19 protein-coding genes and 3 tRNA genes are annotated in these 20,577 nt (G+C 71.6%); 9 read left to right on the plus strand and 13 right to left on the minus strand.

Annotated elements, in window-relative coordinates; genetic code table 11:
• Positions 1-32 precede the first annotated feature (32 nt).
• Positions 33-2,396 (plus strand): sensor domain-containing protein, encoded by a 2,364-nt coding sequence (locus tag ACH54P_RS27415; RefSeq protein ID WP_489906218.1) that lies wholly within the window; start codon positions 33-35, stop codon positions 2,394-2,396.
• On the opposite strand, the gene ACH54P_RS27420 is transcribed toward ACH54P_RS27415, so the two are convergent.
• Positions 2,384-2,734, minus strand: a complete 351-nt coding sequence (locus ACH54P_RS27420; RefSeq protein WP_489906219.1) for a YciI family protein — start codon at positions 2,732-2,734, stop codon at positions 2,384-2,386. The genes ACH54P_RS27415 and ACH54P_RS27420 overlap by 13 nt on opposite strands.
• A gap of 183 nt (positions 2,735-2,917) precedes the next feature.
• Between ACH54P_RS27420 and ACH54P_RS27425 the strand changes: the two genes are divergently transcribed.
• On the plus strand, positions 2,918-3,241 hold the full coding sequence (locus ACH54P_RS27425) for a hypothetical protein (RefSeq protein ID WP_489906220.1): 324 nt from the start codon (positions 2,918-2,920) through the stop codon (positions 3,239-3,241).
• Positions 3,242-3,269: 28 nt separating this feature from the next.
• Entirely contained in the window at positions 3,270-3,653 is a 384-nt protein-coding gene (locus ACH54P_RS27430; RefSeq protein WP_489906221.1) for a hypothetical protein, read from the plus strand.
• Positions 3,654-3,704: 51 nt separating this feature from the next.
• Here the strand turns inward: ACH54P_RS27430 and ACH54P_RS27435 are convergent.
• From ACH54P_RS27435 to ACH54P_RS27455, 5 genes are all read right to left on the minus strand, one after another.
• Positions 3,705-3,778 (minus strand) — tRNA-Phe (locus tag ACH54P_RS27435).
• A 31-nt stretch (positions 3,779-3,809) separates the two neighbouring features.
• Positions 3,810-3,883: transfer RNA gene (locus ACH54P_RS27440), tRNA-Asp, on the minus strand.
• A 22-nt stretch (positions 3,884-3,905) separates the two neighbouring features.
• Positions 3,906-3,978 (minus strand) — tRNA-Glu (locus ACH54P_RS27445).
• 117 nt (positions 3,979-4,095) lie between these two features.
• The gene (locus ACH54P_RS27450) at positions 4,096-4,872 is read right to left on the minus strand and encodes an SCO6745 family protein (RefSeq protein ID WP_489906222.1); all 777 of its coding nucleotides are present in this window, start codon (positions 4,870-4,872) and stop codon (positions 4,096-4,098) included.
• A 169-nt stretch (positions 4,873-5,041) separates the two neighbouring features.
• Positions 5,042-5,296: a hypothetical protein gene (locus ACH54P_RS27455; protein ID WP_086838175.1), complete on the minus strand. Its 255-nt coding sequence runs from the start codon at positions 5,294-5,296 to the stop codon at positions 5,042-5,044.
• A 1,012-nt stretch (positions 5,297-6,308) separates the two neighbouring features.
• Here ACH54P_RS27455 and ACH54P_RS27460 point away from each other — a divergent pair.
• Positions 6,309-6,740, plus strand: a complete 432-nt coding sequence (locus ACH54P_RS27460) for a hypothetical protein (RefSeq protein WP_489906223.1) — start codon at positions 6,309-6,311, stop codon at positions 6,738-6,740.
• 136 nt (positions 6,741-6,876) lie between these two features.
• On the opposite strand, the gene ACH54P_RS27465 is transcribed toward ACH54P_RS27460, so the two are convergent.
• A complete protein-coding gene (locus ACH54P_RS27465) occupies positions 6,877-7,080 on the minus strand; it encodes a cold-shock protein (protein ID WP_003097368.1) in 204 nt (67 codons plus the stop codon).
• A 458-nt stretch (positions 7,081-7,538) separates the two neighbouring features.
• On the opposite strand from ACH54P_RS27465, the gene ACH54P_RS27470 reads away from it, so the two are divergent.
• The 4 genes from ACH54P_RS27470 to ACH54P_RS27485 all read left to right on the plus strand — a co-directional run bounded on the left by ACH54P_RS27470 (position 7,539) and on the right by ACH54P_RS27485 (position 10,269).
• Positions 7,539-8,750: a L,D-transpeptidase gene (locus ACH54P_RS27470; protein ID WP_489906224.1), complete on the plus strand. Its 1,212-nt coding sequence runs from the start codon at positions 7,539-7,541 to the stop codon at positions 8,748-8,750.
• Positions 8,751-8,928: 178 nt separating this feature from the next.
• A complete protein-coding gene (locus tag ACH54P_RS27475; RefSeq protein WP_489906225.1) occupies positions 8,929-9,228 on the plus strand; it encodes a hypothetical protein in 300 nt (99 codons plus the stop codon).
• Between the two features lie 4 nt (positions 9,229-9,232).
• Positions 9,233-9,787 (plus strand): SigE family RNA polymerase sigma factor, encoded by a 555-nt coding sequence (locus tag ACH54P_RS27480; protein ID WP_489906226.1) that lies wholly within the window; start codon positions 9,233-9,235, stop codon positions 9,785-9,787.
• A gap of 5 nt (positions 9,788-9,792) precedes the next feature.
• Entirely contained in the window at positions 9,793-10,269 is a 477-nt protein-coding gene (locus ACH54P_RS27485) for a hypothetical protein (protein WP_489906227.1), read from the plus strand.
• 340 nt (positions 10,270-10,609) lie between these two features.
• On the opposite strand, the gene ACH54P_RS27490 is transcribed toward ACH54P_RS27485, so the two are convergent.
• Positions 10,610-11,944: an MFS transporter gene (locus ACH54P_RS27490; protein WP_489906228.1), complete on the minus strand. Its 1,335-nt coding sequence runs from the start codon at positions 11,942-11,944 to the stop codon at positions 10,610-10,612.
• A 237-nt stretch (positions 11,945-12,181) separates the two neighbouring features.
• Between ACH54P_RS27490 and ACH54P_RS27495 the strand changes: the two genes are divergently transcribed.
• A complete protein-coding gene (locus ACH54P_RS27495; RefSeq protein ID WP_489906229.1) occupies positions 12,182-12,775 on the plus strand; it encodes a PaaI family thioesterase in 594 nt (197 codons plus the stop codon).
• A 27-nt stretch (positions 12,776-12,802) separates the two neighbouring features.
• Here the strand turns inward: ACH54P_RS27495 and ACH54P_RS27500 are convergent, their stop codons facing one another.
• From ACH54P_RS27500 to ACH54P_RS27520, 5 genes are all read right to left on the minus strand, one after another.
• The gene (locus tag ACH54P_RS27500) at positions 12,803-15,496 is read right to left on the minus strand and encodes a serine/threonine-protein kinase (RefSeq protein ID WP_489906230.1); all 2,694 of its coding nucleotides are present in this window, start codon (positions 15,494-15,496) and stop codon (positions 12,803-12,805) included.
• 52 nt (positions 15,497-15,548) lie between these two features.
• A complete protein-coding gene (locus tag ACH54P_RS27505) occupies positions 15,549-16,520 on the minus strand; it encodes a glutamate ABC transporter substrate-binding protein (protein ID WP_489906231.1) in 972 nt (323 codons plus the stop codon).
• Positions 16,517-17,935: a GlnX family signal transduction membrane protein gene (locus ACH54P_RS27510; protein WP_489906232.1), complete on the minus strand. Its 1,419-nt coding sequence runs from the start codon at positions 17,933-17,935 to the stop codon at positions 16,517-16,519. The genes ACH54P_RS27505 and ACH54P_RS27510 overlap by 4 nt, the downstream gene beginning before the upstream one ends.
• Positions 17,936-18,110: 175 nt before the next feature.
• Complete coding sequence (locus ACH54P_RS27515) at positions 18,111-19,238, minus strand: sensor histidine kinase (protein WP_489906233.1); 1,128 nt, start codon at positions 19,236-19,238, stop codon at positions 18,111-18,113.
• An 18-nt stretch (positions 19,239-19,256) separates the two neighbouring features.
• Positions 19,257-20,519, minus strand: coding sequence for a GAF domain-containing protein (locus tag ACH54P_RS27520; protein ID WP_489906234.1), 1,263 nt, complete (start codon positions 20,517-20,519; stop codon positions 19,257-19,259).
• Positions 20,520-20,577: the final 58 nt, after the last annotated feature.

Here is a 20,577-nt window from a genome sequence, read left to right on the forward strand (position 1 = left end):
CCACACGCCGACTTCATGGGGGACGGGCGCACATGGAGGCAGACTCCGTCACCGCGAACGGGCCGGCCCCCGCCGACCTCGCCGAGCTGGTCGAACTGAGCCCGGACGCGATCTGCGTCCACGAAAACGGCGTCCTCACCTACGCCAACCGCGCGGCGCTCGAAACCTTCGCCGCGCGGTCGGCGGACGAGGTCGTCGGCCGCCGGTTCACCGACTTCGTCGCCGAGGACTCGCGGCCCGCGGTGGTGGAGAGGCTCGCGCATCTGACCGAGCCGGGCGAGGCGACCGAGCCCGTCGAAGCGCTCATGTCCCGGCTGGACGGGAGCAAGTTCGCCGTGGAGACGGTGTCGGTGCGCCTCCACGACCGCCTCGCGTACCAGGTCGTCATGCGCGACATCACGGCGAAGAAGGCGGCCGCCGACGCCCTCCGCTACCAGGCCGCACTGGTGTCGCACGTCAGCGACGCCCTGATCGCGACGACCGGCGAAGGGGTCGTGACCAGCTGGAACCCGGCCGCCGAAGCGGTGTACGGCTGGACCTCGGCCGAAGCCGTCGGACGGCGCGCGAGCGAACTGGTCGGCGCACCCCTCGACCTGCCGGCCATCCGGCGCGGCGGCGGCGTCGCCGAGGCGGTGCACCGGCGGCGGGACGGTGCTCCCCTCGCGGTCCGCGTCTCGGCAGCTGAAATGAACGACGGCTACGTGCTCGTCTGCGCGGACGAAACCGCGCGGCGCCGGGCCGAGCAGAACTACCGCACGGTCGTCGCGTCCCTCGACGAAGGCGTGCTGGTGATGGGCCCGACCGGGCTCATCGAGGCGGCGAACCCGGCGGCGTGCCGGATCCTCGGCGTCGCCGAAGCCGACCTGATCGGCGTCGCGTGCCACACGCTCGTGCTGTTCACCGAATCCGGGCACTGGATCCCGCCGGACGAAATGCCGTCGGTGCAGACGCGGCGGACCGGCGTCACGCACAACGGCCTGGTCGTGCGCCTGCGCCGGCCGGACGGCCGCGACGTCTGGGTGTCGCTGACGTCGAGGCTGCTCAACCCGGACGACCCGTCGGCGATGGCCGTGGTCACCTCGTTCACCGACATCACCGAAACCCGCGCGATCAGCGCGCAGCTGGCGCACGACGCCACCCACGACCCGCTCACCCGGCTGGCGAACCGGACGCTGGTGCTCGGCCGGCTCGACGCCGCCGGGCGCGGCGCCGTCACGGTGCTGTTCGTCGACCTCGACAAGTTCAAGGTCATCAACGACTCGCTCGGGCACTCGGTCGGCGACCAGGTGCTGCGGATCGTCGGCGAGCGCCTGCGCCGCAGCTCGGGCCGCGACGACCTGGTCGGCAGGCTCGGCGGCGACGAGTTCGTCGTCGTCACCGCCGAGGTCACCGAACCCGGCGAGGTCCGCGCGCTGGCCGAGCACCTGCGGGCCGCGCTGGCCGAGCCGATCGGCGTGCTCGGCAGGCAGCTGCACCTCGACGCCAGCATCGGCGTCGTGCTCGTCGGCTGCGCCGACCGACGCAGCGCCGAGGACCTGCTGCGCGACGCCGACGTCGCGATGTACCAGGCGAAGACGCTCGGGCGCGGCCGCCACCACTTCTTCGACGTCGGCCTGCGCGAGCGCATGCAGCGGCGGCTGCGGATGGAGCAGGACCTGCGCGACGCGGTGCACGACGGCCAGCTCTGGCCCGCGTACCAGCCGGTCGTCGACCTGCGGACCGGCGAGATGGTCGCGGTCGAGGCGCTCCTGCGCTGGACGCACCCCCGGCACGGCCCGATCTCGCCGGCGGAGTTCATCCCGCTCGCCGAGGAGAGCGACCTGATCAACGTGATCGGCAAGGAGATGCTCCGCGCGACAACCCGCGAGATCGCCGCGCGGCGCACCGGCAGCCGGAAGGACCTGACGCTGAAGGTCAACCTCTCGGCCCGCCAGCTCGACAACCCGCACCTGGTGCCGGCGGTGCAGGACGCGCTGGCGAGCACCGGGCTGCCCGCCGGCGCGCTGTGCCTGGAGGTCACCGAAAGCGCGTTGATGCGCGACCAGCAGGCGGCCGCGGAAGTGCTGGCTTCCCTGCGTTCGCTGGGCGTGCTGCTGGCGATCGACGACTTCGGCACGGGCTATTCGTCGCTCGCGCAGCTGCGCAGCCTGACGCTGGACACGCTCAAGATCGACCGCTCGTTCATCACCGGCATCGCCGAATCCCGCGACGCGGAGGCGATCGTCACGAGCATCATCGCGATGGCCCACGCGGTGGACCTGACGGTGATCGCCGAAGGCGTCGAGTCCGCGGAGCAGCTGGAGCTGCTCCGCGGACTCGGCTGTGACCAGGCCCAGGGCTACCACCTCGGCCGCCCGGTCCCGGCGGCGGAGCTGTTCGGCGCTCAGCCTTCGTGAACGACCTTCCGCACCTCGACGGCGGTGTACTGGGCATCGGGGATCTTCGCGGCCAGCTCGACCGCGCGTTCCTCGCTCTCGACGTCGACGACGTAGTAGCCGCAGAGGAAGGCGTCCGCCTCGACGAAGGCGCCGTTCTTGGTCCGCGCAACACCGTTCTCTACCCGGACGGTCTTGGTGTCCCCCGCCTCGGCGAGCGCCTTGGTCTCGACCATCTCGCCGGACGCGGTGATGTGCTCGATGAAGGCGCCGTGGCCCTCGTAGACACCGTTCTTCTGCTCGTCGGTGAGGGTGCCCCAGAGGGTCGGGTTCATGTGGAGGGTAAGCAGGTAACGCATGTCGACTCCCCGAAATGGGTGGCGGCCCGGGGTGGGCTGCCTTTCGCCGGTGGGTCGGAGTGCGTTCGCGGGTCCGGACACGGCCTCCCGGGGTTCACTCGTTCGGCCTAGCGCCCCACTCTTCGGTCCTCCGGGGCCGGCCCAGCAGCGGTTCGAGGACCACGTGCGAGGCACACTCGGCCGGTGACCGAGCTACCCGGCGATGTGCCGTTCCCCTTCCGCGGACGAGTCGTCTGGCTGACCGCCGGGCAGGGCGGACGCGCCACCGGGCCGCCGCGGGGCGATGACTACGCCGCCAATGCGTTCGTGCCGCCGGAGACCGCAGGCTCCGGCCTGGCGTCCTTCGTGCTTCGCCGCCTGGAGCCCGGCGCCGTGGTTTCGCCCGCGGCCGGACGTTGGCTGGTGGTCGGGAACTCCGGCCCGTACCGGATCCAGGCGGGCACCGTCGTCGTGATCACGGAAGGCCCCCGGCCGGTCGGGTACTTCCACGTCGAAGAGGTCCGCTGACCCCGGGTCGCCGCGGTAGGACTGACACGTGACGTACATCAGGTTCCAGAGCGCCGAACCCGACGCCGACGGACGGCACCCCGGCTTCCTCGGCTTGATCAACCGCTTGAGCAAGGCCGGCGAGCTCACTCCCGAGCAGGAGGAGTTCCGCCGCACCAATCACGCCTGGTACGAGGCGCACTACACCAATCCGACGAGCGTCGATCCGGCGGTCTACGACCCGTCGGTCAATCCGGGCGCAACGGCGTGGTTCAAGGAGTCGGCCGAAGCGCTCGTCGCCCGGGCTGACGGTTACCTCGAGATTCTCGATGCCCACGGTGTCCGATGCGCCAGGCTGGTTTCGCACCAGCCGCCCGGGGAGATCGTCTACGAAGACGGGGACCAGATCGTCGTCGTCCCCCGCCGAACCTGAACCCGGACAAGAAAAAACCGCCCTGAGTGATCAGGGCGGTTCTCGTTCCGGTGGCCAGGGCCGGGGTCGAACCGGCGACCTTCCGCTTTTCAGGCGGACGCTCGTACCAACTGAGCTACCTGGCCGGGAACGCCGGCAAGGAGCCGAACGATCTTGCGACCCTGACGGGACTCGAACCCGCGACCTTCGCCGTGACAGGGCGACGCGCTAACCAACTGCGCCACAGGGCCTTGCGTTTACTACAGTACTGCGTACTCCCAACGGGATTCGAACCCGCGTTGCCGCCTTGAAAGGGCGGAGTCCTAGGCCGCTGAACGATGGGAGCCCGGTCGGTTTCGGGTGACCGACCGACCGCGCTCTCAGGTCCCCCTGGGAGCGATTACAAGCATAGGGCACGCCGCCACCGCTTTGCACCGGGGGTTCCTTAAGCCCCCAGCGAAGCTCAGACCTGCGCAAACGCCGCCAGTTCGGCCAGCAGGCGCTCGAGCTCGGCCTGCTCCGCCTCCGTCAGCGCCGACGCCAGCAGCTCGCCGACCCGCTCGTCGGTCAGGACCTCGGCGCGCTGCCACCGGTCGCGCAGGTCCGGCTTGCGCTCAGCCGCGGCGAGCAGCTCGTCGGCCGCGTCCTCCGGCCACGCCGTGCGCAGCAGGCGCGCGCGGCCGCCCTCCGGGTCCGCGACCACCGCCTCCGGCACGGACAGGCCCAGCGCCCGCAACGCGGCGAAGTGCAGGCCGCCGCGCAGCTCGCGGAAGACCATCAGCGCGAAACCGAGGCGCTCGACGTCGCCCGCGGGGCGTTCGGCGTTCTTCCAGCCGGCGAACAGCGCCAGCCCGCTGGCGTCGGCCGCGTCGATCACGCGGAACAGCAGTTCCGCCAAGCGGGCGGCCTCCGGTGCGGCCGAAAGGTTGACACGCGACCACCGCGCCGATGACTCCGCGTAGGCACGGACCGCGGCGGGTGCATCGAGGGCAGCCGTTGCCGACGGCAGGACGAAGTCGAACAGCCAGTGCGGGAAGATGCCGAACAGCTCCGCGGCCACCTTCGGCGGCACGTCGCCGAGCACCGCCGAACGCCCCCGCACGTACAGCGAGCGCGGCGGCAACCCGACCTCGGCCTCGACCGCCGCCAGCTCCGGCGACGTCATGAACCGGCCGCCCAGCACCTGCACCACCGGCCGGATCCGGTGCGCCAGCCCGGCCACGCCCTCGATCGTCGTCATGTCCGTCCCCTTTCGACCCGGCAAACGTAACACTGTTACGAAACCGGCGTCAAGGAACGGCCGAACCCTTGCCAATTACTCCCCAGAAAGACGTGCAACCTGCACGAACATCACCGGACAGGCCCGGCGGCCAACACCGCCCACCGGACCCCGCCGGCCCACACCCCACTCAACGCTGAACCGGCGCCTGCCCGTCCTCATCCAGATTCAAGCCCAGCATCTCCAGCAACTGCACACAGTCCTCAACCCCCAACGCACCATTCGCCACCGCCAGCCGAGCCCGCCGAACCTGATCGTCCGACACCCGCTGAGCATCAGCAGCACCACTTCGCTGCGCCGGCAACGCCCCGGCAAACGGAGCACTCCCCCCATCGGCACCTTCGTACCGAAGGAGGAACTGCCGCACTTCAACAGACCCGCTCATAGCCCCTCCATACGGCTCACAACAGCTTGGCCGCGAGGCTAACCAGCGCCGGGCGCCACACACAGCCCCCCGGAGAGTGAACCTGAGGCCACGCTCCGCTCAACGCAGCGCAATCAGCAACCACGGAGAAGGACACCACCCGAACGAACGTCACCCCGCGTCAGGAGTGACACCGCACGCGGAAAAATCCCGCTCTCCACTCGCCCAACCCACCAACTCGTGCAACAATCGAAGAGCTGACACACCCCCGGTCAGCGCCTGTGGAGATCCCCTCCGACCCCCGCGTTCCTCCCCCTGGCGCGGGGGTCCTCCATTTCTGGGCCTGCTCGGGCTTCGCCCTTCGCTACGGCCCATTCATTCCGGCGTACTGCCCGGGGGGCCGAGCCCCCGGACCCCCCACGGTGCCTCTCTCGCGGCTTCCAGCGTGGCTGGGTTTTCGCTTCGGGCGCTGCGCGCCCTGGCGATTGTTGGTTGTTCGGGCGCTGCGCGCCCTTCGTGTCGTCGTGCGTGGGGCTTTTCGTTGGGGCGCCCGGTTCAGGCGCTGGCGCGCCCTCCCTGCCCTGCCCCGCCCCGCTCCGCCTGCCTGCCTGCCCTGCCCCGCCTGCCTGCCCTGCCCGCCCCACTGCGGCCTGCCCCGCCCTGCCCCGCCCTGCCTTGGCCTGTCCGGCCCGCCCTGCCCGACTCCGCCCGGCCCTGCCTGCCCGCCCCGCCCTGCCGCGCCCCTCCCTGCTCGCCCTCCCTGCTCGCCCCTCCCTCCCTGCCTTCCTGCCTCTCTGCTTGCTCGCCTCGCTTGCTCCCCTTGCCCCCTCCCTTGCGGGTTCGGCGGGCTTCTTTTCGTTGTCTTGTTTCTTGCTCGGGGTGCGTGATCGACTCGGTGGGTTATTGGGGGGTTGCCCTCTGTTCTTTTGGGTTGGGCTGATTGGGGGGCGGTTGGGCTGAATGGGGAATATTGGGGGCGTGTCGTGGCTCACAGTGGTTTGTGTGGTGAGACCTAACCGTTATCGTGGCGTTCGTGCCTCTTCCCTCACTTGGCCGCTTGAGCAGCCGCACGAACCTGAAAGCCGCGTCCTCCGGGCGTCATCGTGGTGCCGTGAAGCCTGCGGGTGACGGTGTCGTCGAGGACACCGAGCTCACCAGTTATCTGGCCGCGCTGGCGCCGGACAACGACATGGAGAGCACCGGCTCCGGCAAGCGGTTCGGGGAGGCGCAGGTCTACCAGCTGCGGATGAGCCTCATCGCCAGCCAGCAGCTCAAGGACATCGCGGAGGAACGCAACATCTCGCCCCAGGCGCTCGCCCAGGAGTGGATCCTCGAGCGGCTCAACTGGGAGGGCCAGGCCTCCTCGCTGCAGGACCAGCGGCAGCAGGCCGGCGAGCTCACCGACCTCACCGACGAGTTCCACTTCCCGGCCGACGCCTTCGACGCCCCGGTCGGCGGGCGGTAGCCGCCGCTCACGCATGAGAAAGGGCCCCCGGCTGAGCCGGGGGCCCTTCGCTCAGGCCTTAAGACACGCAAAGGGCCTGTGAGGCCTGTTCATCCGTCGTCCGCGGGACTGCCGGGCAGGAGAACAAGCCTCAGTCTCAGATCGCGCGGACCTTCTGGGCCTGCGGGCCCTTCTGGCCCTGGCCGACCTCGAACTCCACCCGCTGGTTCTCCTCGAGGGTGCGGAAGCCGCGGCCCTCGATCTCCGAGTAGTGAACGAACACGTCGCCTTCGCCGCCGTCCTGCGCGATGAAGCCGAAGCCCTTCTCCGCGTTGAACCACTTCACAGTGCCTTGCGCCACCGCTGTACTCCTCGTTACACAGATCCGCTTCGAATGCCACCGAAGCGGCACCCCGACCGTCCCGGGCGGTTCCAACGAGACGAGTCAAGAGCGGGTCGGCTCCATGGCTCGCGTCAGAAGTTCCGCGAGTGTGAAGCCACGAACACGCAAAACGACGGCCTGAGAGCAGACTACCGGGATCTGGCCAAAGTTGAACCCCGTGATCGAGGCGAAAACCGGCTGTGCGCACCAAGGTCACCGGAACGTCGTAGGGCTTCCCACCCCGTTCTGCCGGGCCCACCGGCTACTCTGGCGCAGCGCATCGACCCCGTGATCACCGGATACGGCTCGGAGTCGGCCGTGCCCCCTCCGTGAAAGCCTTCGCGCACAAGTGTGACTTTCGTCACTCGACTATTACTCAACGTCGCGGGTCTGCGGGACGTCTCGTTGGGGGGAAGCACCAAAAGGGGCAAAGGGGAATGGGTGTGACGGTGAGGATCTCCACGCGGCGCCGGGGCGCGGCTGTGGCACTGGGCTTGGTCGCCGTGCTGGCGCTGGGGGCGTGCAGCAGCGAGCCGACGGTCTCGGCCAGCGGCTCGTCGGGGGGCGGCCCGACGCAGGCGCCGGCGCCCACCGCGCAACCCGCGAAACTGACGGTGACGCCGGCCGGCGGCGCCCAGGACGTGCCGCCGGGCGAACCGGTCAGCGTCCAGGTCGCCGACGGCACGATCCTGTCGGTCACGCTGACCAACCCGGACGGCAAGCAGGTCCAGGGCCAGACGTCGGCGGACAAGAAGACCTGGACCACCACCGAGCAGCTCGGCTACGGCAAGACCTACACCTGGTCCGGCCAGGCGCAGGGCGCCGACGGCAAGAACCTGCCCATCGGCGGCGCGTTCACCACCGTCAAGCCGAAGCGCCAGGTGTCGGCCAGCCTGAACGTCGGCGACGGCCAGACGTACGGCATCGCGATGCCGATCGCCCTGACCTTCCCGAGCCGCGTCACCGACAAGGCGTCCGTCGAGAAGGCGCTGTCGGTCGAGACCACGCCGAAGACCGAGGGCTCCTGGGCCTGGCTGAACGGCGACACCTCGGTGCACTGGCGGCCGAAGGAGTACTTCAAGCCCAACACGCAGGTGAAGGTCAACGCCAAGATCTACGGCGTCAAGGTCGGCGACGGCGTGTACGGCAAGCAGGACGTCTCGGCCAGCTTCGCCATCGGGCGCTCGCAGATCGTCAAGGGCAACACGACGCAGCACACCATGCAGGTGATCCGCGACGGCCAGCAGATCGCCGACTACCCGGTGAGCTACGGCCTCGACTCCGACCCGGGCCGCGTCACCCACAGCGGCGTGCACGTCGTCATGGGCAAGCAGGCCACGTACGCGATGAGCAACCCGAAGTACCACTACGAGAACGTCGTGGTGCCGTGGGCGGTCCGGATCTCCAACAACGGCGAGTTCATCCACGGCCTCGCGGCGTCGGTCTGGGCCCAGGGCAAGAAGAACATCTCCCACGGCTGCCTGAACCTGTCCCCGGCGCGGGCCAAGGAGTACTACGACGGCGTGCTCACCGGCGACCCGGTCGAGATCACCGGCAGCACGCAGACGCTGACCGCCAAGGACGGCGACTACAGCGACTGGACGTACGACTGGGCGAGCTGGCAGAAGCTGTCGGCGCTCGCCGGCTGAGACCACCGAGGAACACCGGGCGGCCGGGAAGCCCAGCACGGGCTTCCCGGCCGTTCGTGCTTTCCGGAGAAATCCGCGCCACCGACGAAATTCGATGCAACCCGGCCGGCCGGCCACCGCATGACTAAGGGCAGAGGCGCGACGACCCCAGCCGCGCCCGCGAGAATGAGGAGCTGTCTTGCGTATCCGCATCGCCCTGTCCCTCGGCGCGCTCGTGCTCGCCGGTGGTGCCCTGACCGGTGGCATCGCGCTGGCTTCGGAGGCGCAGCCGCCGGCCCCGTCCGCGACGACGGCCCGGCCCACCCTGCCGCCGGCCCCGGTCCCGGCCACCAGCCGGCCGGCCGAGCCGACGGCCGCCCCCGCGCCGCGCGAGACGACGCGGCCGGCCCGCCCGGAGCGGGCTCCGCGCGTGCCCCGCGCCGTCCCCGCCGGCCCGACCGGTGACCTGCACCTGCCGGCCATCGGGGTGACCCGGTAGCCAGGTGATTTCCCGCTCCCGTCCGTCGACCGGGCCGGGCTCGCCGTGGGACGGCGAGTTCGCCCGGTACTTCGGCGAGCGCGCGCACAGCCTGCGGTCCACGGCCTTCCTGCTCTGCGGCGACTGGCACCAGGCCGAGGACCTCACGCAGGCCGCGTTGCTCAAGCTCTACCTCGCTTGGCCGAGGCTGTCGCGCCACGACGCCTTGGACGCCTACGCCCGCAAGGTCGTGCTGCGCACGTTCCTCGCCGAGCACCGGCGCAGCAGGTGGAAACGGGAGCGGCTGACCGACACCCCGCCGGAGCTCCCGGCGGAACCCGCCGCGAGCGACCAGGACGTGCTGGTCCGGCAGGCGCTGGCCGTACTGGCCCCCAAGCAGCGCGCCGTGCTGGTGCTGCGGTACTTCGAGGACTTGAGCGTCGAGGAGACGGCGCAGGCCCTCGGCTGCAGCACCGGCACGGTGAAGAGCCAGGCCTCCCGTGGCCTCGCGACGCTGCGCAACCGGCTCGGCCCGCACCACGGCGCGCTGATGTTCAGCGCGTCCAGGGAGGGGAGGTGACGAACATGGACCCCGAAGACGACGTCCGCGCGTTCCTGACCGGCGCGGCCGGCGGCTCGCAGCCGCCGATGCGCCTCGAAGCCGCCGACGTGATCGAGCGCGGCGGCCTGGTCCGGCGACGGCGCAAGCGGCTGGCGGTCGCGGGCACCTCGGCCGCGACCGCGGTGATCCTCGCGGTGGCCGGTTTCCTGGCCGGTCACCGCGTCGGACCGCCGGACCCCGTGCAACCCGCCGATCCCGGGCTGTCCACGATCGGCACCACCGCCCCCACGCCGTCGAGCACGGCCGACGAGATCCCGGCGACCTCGATCCCGCCGCCCGCGGCCGAGCCGGGCCGCACGTCGTCGCGCACGGCACGGCCGAACCCGCCGTCCGCGAGCCGGCCGCTCTCGCGCCCGACGCCGAGCACGACCCAGCCGCCGTCCGCGGGCACCACCCGGACGCTCCCCGCCGAGCCGACGGCGTCCACGACGTCACGCTGACGGTTTCCGCAGGTCAGCGACGTGGCGTAGATCACCGTTCGCTAGTGGGTTTCCGACGAAATACCCGGCCGGGTCGTGGCGACATGCCCGGTGGCGTTCCGATCGGACGCCGGAACCCCGCTCAGCCGGACGCTCCGCCGCCGGCCCGAGAACCCGAGGAGGAAGCACATGGTGCTCGCCGCGCTGATCGTCGAAACCGGAATCGCTGTCGTGGTCGCGGGTGCGCTCGCCGCTTGGTCCCGCAAGCGCTTCACTCCTCGCAGCGACGCGAACTGACCCACGGCGCACGTGTGCCCCGCCCGGCGATCCGGACGGGGCACACGTCTTTCCCGGCGGTCGCTCAGCGCTGAGCGGCGGCGGAGGCCAGCTTGCCGCCAGTGTCTTCGGTGTCGATCTCGTCCATCGGCACCTGCGACGTCTCCGGGATCTTGATGATCGGGAGGATCGCGATCAGCGCCGCCGCCATCAGGTAGTACGCCGGCCAGTCCTCGTTGCCGGTGCTCTTGATCAACGCCGTGACGATGACCCCGCAGGTCCCACCGAACAGCGACGTCGAGATGTTGTAGCCGATCGCGAACGAGCCGTAGCGCACCCGCGTCGGGAACATCGCCGGGAACGTCGAGCCGATCACCGCGAGCATGAACACCAGCAGGATCGCCACGATCAGGAACCCGACGAACAGCCACAGGATGCTGCCGGACTGCATCAGCTTGAGGCACGGCCAGCTCAGCACCAGGAACCCGATGGCCGCGGTGAGCAGCAGCGGTTTCCGGCCGATCCGGTCGGACAATGCGCCGAGCGGGATGATGATCGCCATCTGGATCACCTCGACCCCGATGATGATCAGCGTCGACGTGTTGTCGTTGATCTTCAACGTGTCCGTGAAGTACGTCGGCATCGTGGTCAGCAGCAGGTAGTCCGCGACGTTCAGCAGCAGGACGATGCCGATCAGGTTGAGGATCATCCGCCAGTTGCGGACGAAGATCTCCTTGAGCGGCGCCTTCTGCGGCTTCTCGCCCGCGGCCTCCAGCCGGCGGAACTCGGGGGTGTCCTCGAGCTTGTTCCGCAGGTACAGCCCGATCAGGCCGAGCGGCAGCGCGACGAAGAACGGGATCCGCCAGCCCCAGGCGTCGACCTGGTCGGTGGACAGCGACAGCGTCACCGACAGCACCACGAGGTTGCCGAGGACGTAACCGCCCAGCGTGCCCAGCTCGAGGAAGCTGCCGAAGAAGCCCCGGCGCTTCGTCGGCGAGTACTCGGCGATGAACGTCGCCGCTCCGCCGTATTCACCACCGGTCGAGAACCCCTGGATGATCCGCAGCAGCAGGATCGCGATGGGAGCCGCGATGCCCATGCTGTAACTGCCGGCGTACGTCGGCAGGACGCCGACCAGGAACGTGCAGCCGGACATCAGCAGGATCGTGATGGCGAGGACCCGCTTGCGGCCGATCTTGTCGCCGAGCGGACCGAAGAACGCCCCGCCGAACGGCCGCACGATGAACCCGACCGCGAGCAGCGCCAGTGACTTCAGGACCGCGTTGCCTTCGCCGGGGAAGAACTGCGAGCCGATGCTCACCGCGATCGCGCCCGACGTGAAGACGCCGTAGTCGTACCACTCGGTGGCGTTGCCCATGGCCGACGCCCACACGGCGCGCTTGACGGTTCTCTCGTCCACTGACGGTTTGCCCGTCGTTGCTGCTGCTTCGCTCATGCCGGCGACAACCTCCTCCGTGCAGTGCCCATTGGGCCGTTCGAGCTCATCAGCCCAGTCTTGCCCGGCGATCGGAGGTCGGCAGTCTGAGCCGGGAATTCGATACGGTGGGGAACTTTCCGGCTACTGAGAGGAGGAGGTTTACCGCATACGGCCCGGGTCGGGCGCGGCCGCTGTTTACCCGCGAGTTAACGTCAGCGCATGAGTCGTGTTTCTCAACCGTGGCCGCCGGTGCCGGTGGAGCCGGCGGTCCCGCACCCGAAGGCGCCGTCTCCGGGCACGGAGCTCGGCGTGCACTTCGGCGAGTGCTTCGGGTGCGGCGACGAGCTGGACGCGGGGCTGCACCTGCGGTCGACCGTCGGCGAGGGCCAGGTCGTCCACTCGCGGTTCACCGTGACCGCGGCCCACCAGGGCGCGCCGGGGCTGGCCCACGGCGGCCTGCTGGCGTGTGCGTTCGACGAGGCGCTCGGCTCGACGGTCGGCAACCTCATGCGCCGCCCGGCGGTGACCGGCAAGCTCGAGACGGACTTCCGCCGCCCGGTCCCGGTCGGCTCGACGCTGTTCATCGAGGCCCGGCTCGACGGCCTCGCGGGCCGCAAGATCTACGTCAGCGCGGACGGCCGCCTCGACGCCGAGGACGGCCCGATCGCGGTGAGCGCCCGGGCCCTGTTCATCGTCGTGGGCTTCGAGCACTTCAGCACGCACGGCGACCCGGAAGCCCTGCAGAAGCTGGCCGCGCAGCACGAGAAGAACCAGCGTGAACGCGGCGAGCGCGACTGGGAGATCAACCCCTGACCGGGCGCTCCGCCGGGGAGCGCCGGGTCAGGTGAGCGTGCGGGGCCGGATGGCGTTCGCCCGGTCCACCAGCTCGACGCGCTGCTCGATCGTGGTCGCCAGCCGCGCCAGCGCCCGGTAGCACCGCTCGAGCCCGAACCGCAGTTCGCGCTCCTCGAGCGAGCATCCCAGCACCCGCGCCCCCGGCGTCGGGCCGCCCTGCTTGGGCCCGCGAAGCCACTCGTACGCGGCTTCGAGCACGCCCGCGCTGAGCCGGGTCTGCCGCTCGACGTCCAGGCGGAGCCGCTCGAGCCGGGCCGACGCGTCGAGCAGGTCGTGCTCGGTGACCGGGGTCTCGCGGCCGTTGGCCTTGGTCGCCGTCGTCTTGATCTTGATCGCCGCGACCTGCGCGTCGACGTAGTGGGTCGAGGACGGCGGCACCGTCTCGAGCACCTCGACCGCGCCGGCCCGCGCGCCCTGCGCGAGGTAGACGCGGGCGAGGCCGAAGGCGGCGCTGACGTAGTTGCGGTCGGTCCGCCAGACCAGCTCGTAGAACCGCGCGGCAGCGAAGTAGTCGCCGACGCCTTCGGCGCTGACGCCCAGTGCGAGCTTCGGCGCGATCTCGCCCGGAAGCTCGTCGTACACCGCTTCGAACGCGACGTGCGCGACGCGGGAACGGCCGCCGGCCAGCTCGATCAGGCCGCGGTACCAGTCGATCCGCCAGTCGTGCGGGAAGCCGTTCTTGATCGCCAGGTACTGCGCGGCCTGCAGCTGCCGCTGCGCCTCCGCCAGCTCGCCCAGCTCGATCCGGGCGCGGACGATCCGCAGCCGCACCTCGATCGACTCCCGCGGCGCGCCGGCCAGCGCCTCAATGGCGCCCCGCGGGTCGAGCGCGGTCGTGGTGGCGAGCACGCCCGCCGCCGGGTCGTCCGTGTCGACCTGCGGGATCGGCAGGCCGGCGACGACTTCGTCCGCACTGGGCAGCGCCACGCTCGCGCCGGCCTCCGGCACCACCAGCTGGACGCCGAACGTGCGGCTCTCCGGGCCGAACACCGTGGACGCGCCGGGCCGCGGCTTGCCGGTGCCGAGCGCCATGATCTCGCGCAGCACGCCGGTGAGCTGGTCGGCCATCTCCTCGGCGGAGAGGAACCGCCGGTCCGGGTCGGCGTGCGTCGCGCGCCGCAGGAACCGGTAGTACGAACCGAAGAGCGCGAACAGCGGGACCGCGTCCGGGCCGGGCAGGGTCGTCTTGAACTTGGTGGTGTAGCCGGTGAACTCGAAGCTCAGCACGGCGAGCGTGCGCCCGACGGTGAACAGGTCCGACGCCACCGACGCGCCCTGCGTCGCCAGTTCCGGCGCGCTGTAGCCGGTGGTGAAGAACAGCGGGCTCTCGTAGTCGTCGGTCCGGCGGACCGCGCCGAGGTCGATCAGCTTCAGCTGCTCGTTGGTCTGGATGACGTTGTCGGGCTTGAGGTCGCAGTAGAGCAGGCCCTGGCTGTGCAGATAACCCAGCGCGGGCAGGATTTCCAGCCCGTACGCGATGACCTGGCCGATCGGCAGCGGCTCGGGACGCCGGCTTTCCCGGTGGTGGGCCAGCGCGAGCTGGCGCAGCGACTGGCCGCCGACGTACTCCATGACGATGTAGCCGACGGTCGTTTCGCTGTGGGTGTCCGGGTGCTGCACGAAGTTGTGGATCTTGACGATGTTCGGGTGCTCGACCTCGGCCAGGAACCGCTGCTCGTTGGCCGCCGCCGCCAGTGCCGTCGGGTCACCGGTGTCGATGAGTCCTTTGAGGACGACCCAGCGGTCGCTGACGTTGTGGTCCTGCGCCAGGTAGATCCAGCCGAGCCCGCCGTAGGCGAGCGCGCCGAGCACCTCGTACTGGCCGCCGACCAGTTCGTGCGGCTGCAGCTTCGGGACGAACGAGAACGGCGTGCCGCAGTTTTCGCACTTGCCTTCCGGCGAGCCGGGTTGCCCGTCCTTGCCCCGGCCGACCTTCGCGTTGCAGCTGCCGCAGAAGCGCTTTTCCTCCGACACCACCGGGTTCGTCAGCACCGCCGACGCCGGGTCGCGCGCGGGCACCGGCGGGACCTCGACGAGCCCGGCGCCGAGCCGGCCGCGCCGCGACCTCGACGTCCGCGACGACGTCCGCCGCGAAGTGCCGGGGAAGGCACCCGGGCCGGAGCCCGAGCCGCTGCCGGTCCCCGTGCCGGTTCCGGTGTGCCTGCCTTCGCTGGTGCGCTCGGGCAGCACGCTCTCCGTGCCCGGGTCCGGCAGGGGCGTGCCCGGGCCGGTGTCCGGCCGCGGCGCCGGCGGCATGATGCTCTGGGTTTCCGGGGCGGGCGCGGCGAGCACGCTCGTCGGCTGTGGCGCTTCCGGGTCCGGGCGGACGGCCGGCGCCGGCGGTGGCACCGCCTGCGTCGCTTGGACCGGCGGCAGGACGGGGTTGATGCTGCCCGGCGGCCGGGTCGGGTCGTCCGCGCCCGGGATCGGCCCGCGCGGGGGTGCCGGCTGGCCGCGCGGCGGCGTCGGCGGGCGGCGCACGGGGGCGTGGAAGACGGTCTCCTCACCGCCGGACCCACCGGGCCCGCCGGACGGTTCGCCGTCGTCGAGGCGGCCGGAGATCGACGGTTCCGGCGTCTCCCACCGCACCGGTGGTGGCGGCTGCCAGCTCGGCGCGGCCCGCTGCTGCTGCTCGTCGTCCGGCGCGGCGTGCCGAGGACGGCGCGGCTCCTCCGACACTGCTACCTCCCAGATCCCCGGCGTCCGGGGATCGATCCTAGTCGCGACCGGCTCACTGGTACTGCGGCGACGGCGGCGAAGCCGGGCCCAGCCGGGCTTCCACCCAGCGGCGGTAGCTGTCCTGCCACACGCCGCTGCCGCGGATGTTGTCGAGCACGGCGTTGACGTAGCGGACCATGTCTTCGTTGTCCTTCGGCACGCCGATGCCGTAGTTCTCCTGCGTGAACTGGTCGCCGACGACCTGCAGCGTGGGGTCCTGCGCGGCCATCCCGGCGAGGATCGTGTCGTCGGTCGACACCGCGTCGACCTGGCCCTGCTGGAGCATCACCAGGCAGTCCGACCAGTTGTCCACCGAGACCGGCTGGGGCTTCGCCGGGTCCGTCGCGATCTTCGCCAGCGACGTCGACTTCTTGGTCGCGCACACCTTCTTGCCGCTGAGGTCCGCCAGCTTGGTCACCTTCGACTCCTTCGTGACCAGGATCCGCTGACCGGCCACGTAGTACACCGAGGAGAACTGCACCTTCTGCTTGCGCGCGCAGGTGATGCTGTAGGTCCGGACCACGATGTCGACCTGGTGCCTCTCCAGGACGTCCTCGCGCTGCGACGACGGGATCGCGCGGAACTGGACGTGGCCCTCCGCCGTGCCGAAGATCGCCTTGGCGACCGCGTTGACCATGTCGATGTCGAAGCCCTCGAGGTTGCCCGAGGTGGGGTTGCGGAAGCCGAACAGGTACGTGGTCTGGTCGACGCCGGCGATCAGCTTCCCGCGGTCCTTGATCTTCGCCATGGTCGAGCCGGCGGCGATCGACGTGCCGCCCGGCGCCAGGCTGGCCAGCGGGTTGCAGCTGGTGTCGGCGCCGCCGCCGGCGGTCGCGTCGGGGCCGCCGACGTGGGCGGGCTGCGGCCAGGCCGCGTTGCTCACCGGCGCCGGGTCGACCGGTTTCCCGGGGCTGCCGCAGGACGCCGCCAGCAGCGCGACGACCGCCAGCACACCCGCCCGGACCGTGTTCCCCCGCCTGCTCACCGGTACTCCCTCAGTCGCTCCCGGATCCCCATGGTGGCACCCGCCGCGGCCACGACCGCGAGCACGGCGAGGCCGGGCGCGAGGAGGGTCAGCGCGCGGTCGCCGTTGTGGGTGTCGTCGAGGAATTCCTGCCTGCCGACGTCGATCGCCGCCTGGAGGCTGTCGTCGAGCCGCCGGAACGCCGGGGCCGAGCCGTCGGTCTTGTCCTCCAGCACGGCGAAGTCGACGGCTTCCTGGTACTGGCCGGCGTCGTCCTGGGCGCGCACCTTCGTGTGCGCGCGCAGCCAGTCGTTGGCGGCCTTCGTCGCGTCCGCGACCTTCGCGGCGCCTTCGCCGTCCTGGATCAGGCCGCGGGCTTCGCCGAGTAGGCCGCCGTTGCCGTCCGGGCCGACCAGGTGGACCGCGTTGGTGCCGAAGTCCTTCTCGTACGCCGCGCCGTCGCCGCGGGCGACCAGCGTCAGCGTTTCGTCCGCGCGGGCCTGCAGCGCGGCGATGCGCGCGCGGACCAGCACGTCGACGCGGTGCGAGCCGTCGTCCTGGCCGCTGCCGACCAGGCTGCCCTGCACGATCAGCGCGACCGCACCCCACAGCAGCGACACCACGACGGCGACCGTCGCGACGACGAGCCCGACGTTGAGCAGCCGGTTGGTGCGCCGGGTCAGGTAGACCTGGGCCACGACGAGCGCGGCCAGCAGCGCGACCATCAGGATCGTGGCGAGCCACGGGAAACCGGTGGCGTCGTCCTGCTCGTCGATCAGCCGCTCGGTGTCGACGCGGTAGAGGTCCTGCGCGGCGGGCAGGATCTTCGCCCGCATCAGTTCGGAGGCCTCGCGGAGGTAGGACGCGCCGACCGGGTAGCCGAGCCGGTTGTTCGCCCGCGCCGTCTCGACGAGCCCGGTGTACACCGGCAGCTGCTGGTTCAGCACGTCGACCGGAGTGGCCGCGTCGGCGACGTCGGTGGCGTCGGAAGCCGCCTTCGCGAGCGCCGCGCCGGCCTCGGCGATGTCCCGCTCGTAGCGCTGGCGGAGCTCGGGCGGCTCGGTGCCGATGGAGAGGAACGCGCTCGCGGCGGTCGCGTCCGCGTCCGAGAGCGAGCGGTAGACCTGCTGCGAAGCCGCGGCGAGGGGCTCGCGGTGGTCGATGACGCCGGTGATCGTGTCGTCGCGGTCCTGCACCGACAGCGTCGCGACCAGCCCGGCGACGAGGGCCAGCAGCACGAGCCCGACGGCGATCACGGTGAGCCGGCCGGGGGTGGTCGCGGCGGACCGGACGATCGCGCGGACCCCTTGACCCGGCAGGTCCAGCAGCCCCAGCAGCCCGCTGCGGCCCCCGGCGCGGTCACGGCCGTCCGGTGGCGACGGTGGGGGTCCCGGCGCGGGCGCCGTGGGCCCCGGGGCCGTCGCAGTGCTGGTCATCCCCGATTCCTCCCCCTGCCATCCGGGGCTTCGCCCCGGGCCGGGGGCCTCGCCACCCGGAACCCCCGCAAAATCGATGTGAGCGGTACTCGCAGAAGGTAGCCGAGTCGGCGTGCGCGCAGCCACCGGCACCGCCCGCCGTCATCAGCACGTGATCTCGGAGCAGGTGCTCCGATCAGCTCCGCACCTCCGCGAGCACGCGCCAGTGGCCGTCTTCCGGGCCCGTGGTCAGCGTGCCACCGGCGAGGGCAAGCCGCTCGCGCATTCCGGCCAAGCCGAAACCTTCACCTGTCCGGGTGAATTCGCCGAGGGCGTTGCGGACGTCCAGCCGGACGGCTCCCGGGTCGTAGCTCAGCCGCATCCGGACGTCCTCGCCCGGCGCGTGCTTGCCCGCGTTCGTCAGCGCCTCTCGCGCGATGCCCACCAGCGCGACAACCACCGCGGACGGCAGCGGCCGGGTCTCGCCGTCCGCGTCGAAGGCCACCGCGACGCCGTGGTCGCGGGCGTGCGCGGCGGCGGCCGCGGCGAGCGCGTCCGTCAGGGGCAGGACGTCCCGGCGCAGCGCGGTGACGGCGTTGCGCGCCTCGACCAGCCCGTCGGCGGCGAGCCGTCGCGAGCGCCGGACCGAGTGCAGTGCACCGTCCACATCGGACCGTTCTTCGAGGAGCGCCTCGGCGAGCTCGAGCTGGACCCCCAGTGCGCCCAGGGAATGCGCCAAGACGTCGTGGAGTTCGCGGGCGATCCGGGTGCGTTCATCGAGCGCGGCGGCGCGCGCGTGCTCGGCCTGCGCGTACCGGGTCTGCTCGAGCAGGGCCTCGGCCTGCATCGCCTGGACCTCGTACTGGCGGCGGTTGAGCCCGATCAGCACGAGCAGCAGCAGCACGCCGGCGTCGGCGAGCGCGTCGGCGAGGCCGTGCCCGGCGAGGGTGCGCGACGCCACCGCGAGCGCGATGTCGAGCAGGCCGATCCCGAGGATCGCGCCGACGCCGGCCGAGGTGAGCGTCGCCAGCCGGCCGAGCGCGATGGCGGCCAGGACGATCGCCGACGAGTCCCCGGCCGCACCGGCGAGCGCCGACGGCAGCGTGCCGGCGACGGCGAGCAGCGCCGCCGCCGTCTTCGGGAGCCGGGACGCGAGGACGACGAACCCGAGCCAGCACGCGCTCGCGACGCCGTAACCGGCCCAGATCCGCGCGTCCGGCTCGCGCGCGGTGAGCAGCGTCGCCGCGAAGAAGAGGGTGCCGAGCACCTGCACCACGAGCCAGCTCGGCGCGATGGTGTCCGGCAGCGCGAGCCGCTTCGGCACACTGGCCCCTTTCCGGGTTCAGCCGCGGATGGCCGGGGCGAGCGAGTGCGGCAGCACCGCTTCGGGCGTCGGCGGCCGCCGGACCAGCACCTCGACGTCGTCGGCGAAACGATACGGCTTCGCGCCGAGGATGCCGCCGAAGTGGCGGCGCAGCCGGGACATCTCGGCGCGGACGGTCACCGTGCGGCCGGCGTCGCCGAACAGGTCGGACGACAGCTCGGACGCCGAACGGCCGTCGCGGTGGATGGCCAGCACGTACAGCATCTCGGCGTGGCGCGGGCTCAGCCGGTGCGTCCAGGTGCCGGTCGCGCTGGCGACGGTCAGCTCGGGCTCGCGCGGCGACCGGACGTCGAGGACGACGCTGGTCGGCGGGGTGGCCTCGTTCTCGGTGAGCCGGATCAGCCAGCCGCCGGGCACCGGCTCGACCGCGCAGTTGCCGTACGCCGGCAGCCAGACGCGGCCGGGTGCGAGGCCGGTCGGCAGCGCGATCCGGTCGACCGGCGCGAGCCCGGCGGCCGCGGCGACCCAGCCGTGCTCGTCGGCCACCACGGCCCGGCCGCCGACTTTCGCGAGCACTGGGACGGCGAAGCCGCGAAGCCGTTCGAGCTCGGTGAGGTGGGTGGTACGCAGCTGGGACTCCGCGAGCCGCGTCACGGCGTCGACCAGCGCCAACGTCGACGCGTGGACGGTCGGGGCCGGACCGGAGAGGTCGACGACGCCGAGCAGCCTGCCGTCGCGGGGATCGTGCAGCGGCGCCGCCGCGCAGGTCCAGGAGTGCTGGGCCCGGACGTAGTGTTCGGCGGAATACACCTGGATCGGGCGGCGCGCGACCAGCGCCGTGCCGATCGCGTTGGTGCCGACGGATTCTTCCTGCCAATCGACGCCTTCGACGAACCCGAGCCCGTCGGCGCGGCGGCGGACCGCGGCACTGCCGTCGCGCCAGAGCACCTTGCCGCCCGCGTCGACGATCACCATGATGTGCGCGGCCTGCTCGGCGAGGCTGATCAGGCCGCCGCGCAGCGTCGGCAGCGCCTCGGCCAGCCCGCTCGTGCGGCGGCGCCCTTCCAGCTCTTCGAAGGTCAGGACGGGCGCGGCGGCGCGGCTGTCCGGGTCCAGGCCGATGCGGCGCATCCGCTGCCAGGACGCGCCGATCACAGCCCGCGGACGGCTGGGCAGCGCCTTGCCGGCCAGGGCCGCTTCGTGCACCTGTGCGAGGACACGCGCGTGCCGCCGGGGGTCGGCCCCGGCCGGCAACGCTGCCTCGAGGTCTCGCTGCCCCAACCGCCGCTCCTTGCGCTCAACCTCCTCAGTCTGCCTTTTCTGTCCGGTGATCGGTAGG

The organism is Amycolatopsis sp. N2S4-7 (assembly GCF_058119595.1).

Coding starts and splice junctions, on each gene's coding strand:
- ACH54P_RS27415 (WP_489906218.1), top strand. CDS start 33: ATGGAGGCAGACTCCGTCACCGCGAACGGGCCGGCCCCCGCCGACCTC.
- ACH54P_RS27420 (WP_489906219.1), bottom strand. CDS start 2,734: ATGCGTTACCTGCTTACCCTCCACATGAACCCGACCCTCTGGGGCACC.
- ACH54P_RS27450 (WP_489906222.1), bottom strand. CDS start 4,872: ATGACGACGATCGAGGGCGTGGCCGGGCTGGCGCACCGGATCCGGCCG.
- ACH54P_RS27455 (WP_086838175.1), bottom strand. CDS start 5,296: ATGAGCGGGTCTGTTGAAGTGCGGCAGTTCCTCCTTCGGTACGAAGGT.
- ACH54P_RS27470 (WP_489906224.1), top strand. CDS start 7,539: ATGGGTGTGACGGTGAGGATCTCCACGCGGCGCCGGGGCGCGGCTGTG.
- ACH54P_RS27485 (WP_489906227.1), top strand. CDS start 9,793: ATGGACCCCGAAGACGACGTCCGCGCGTTCCTGACCGGCGCGGCCGGC.
- ACH54P_RS27495 (WP_489906229.1), top strand. CDS start 12,182: ATGAGTCGTGTTTCTCAACCGTGGCCGCCGGTGCCGGTGGAGCCGGCG.
- ACH54P_RS27510 (WP_489906232.1), bottom strand. CDS start 17,935: ATGACCAGCACTGCGACGGCCCCGGGGCCCACGGCGCCCGCGCCGGGA.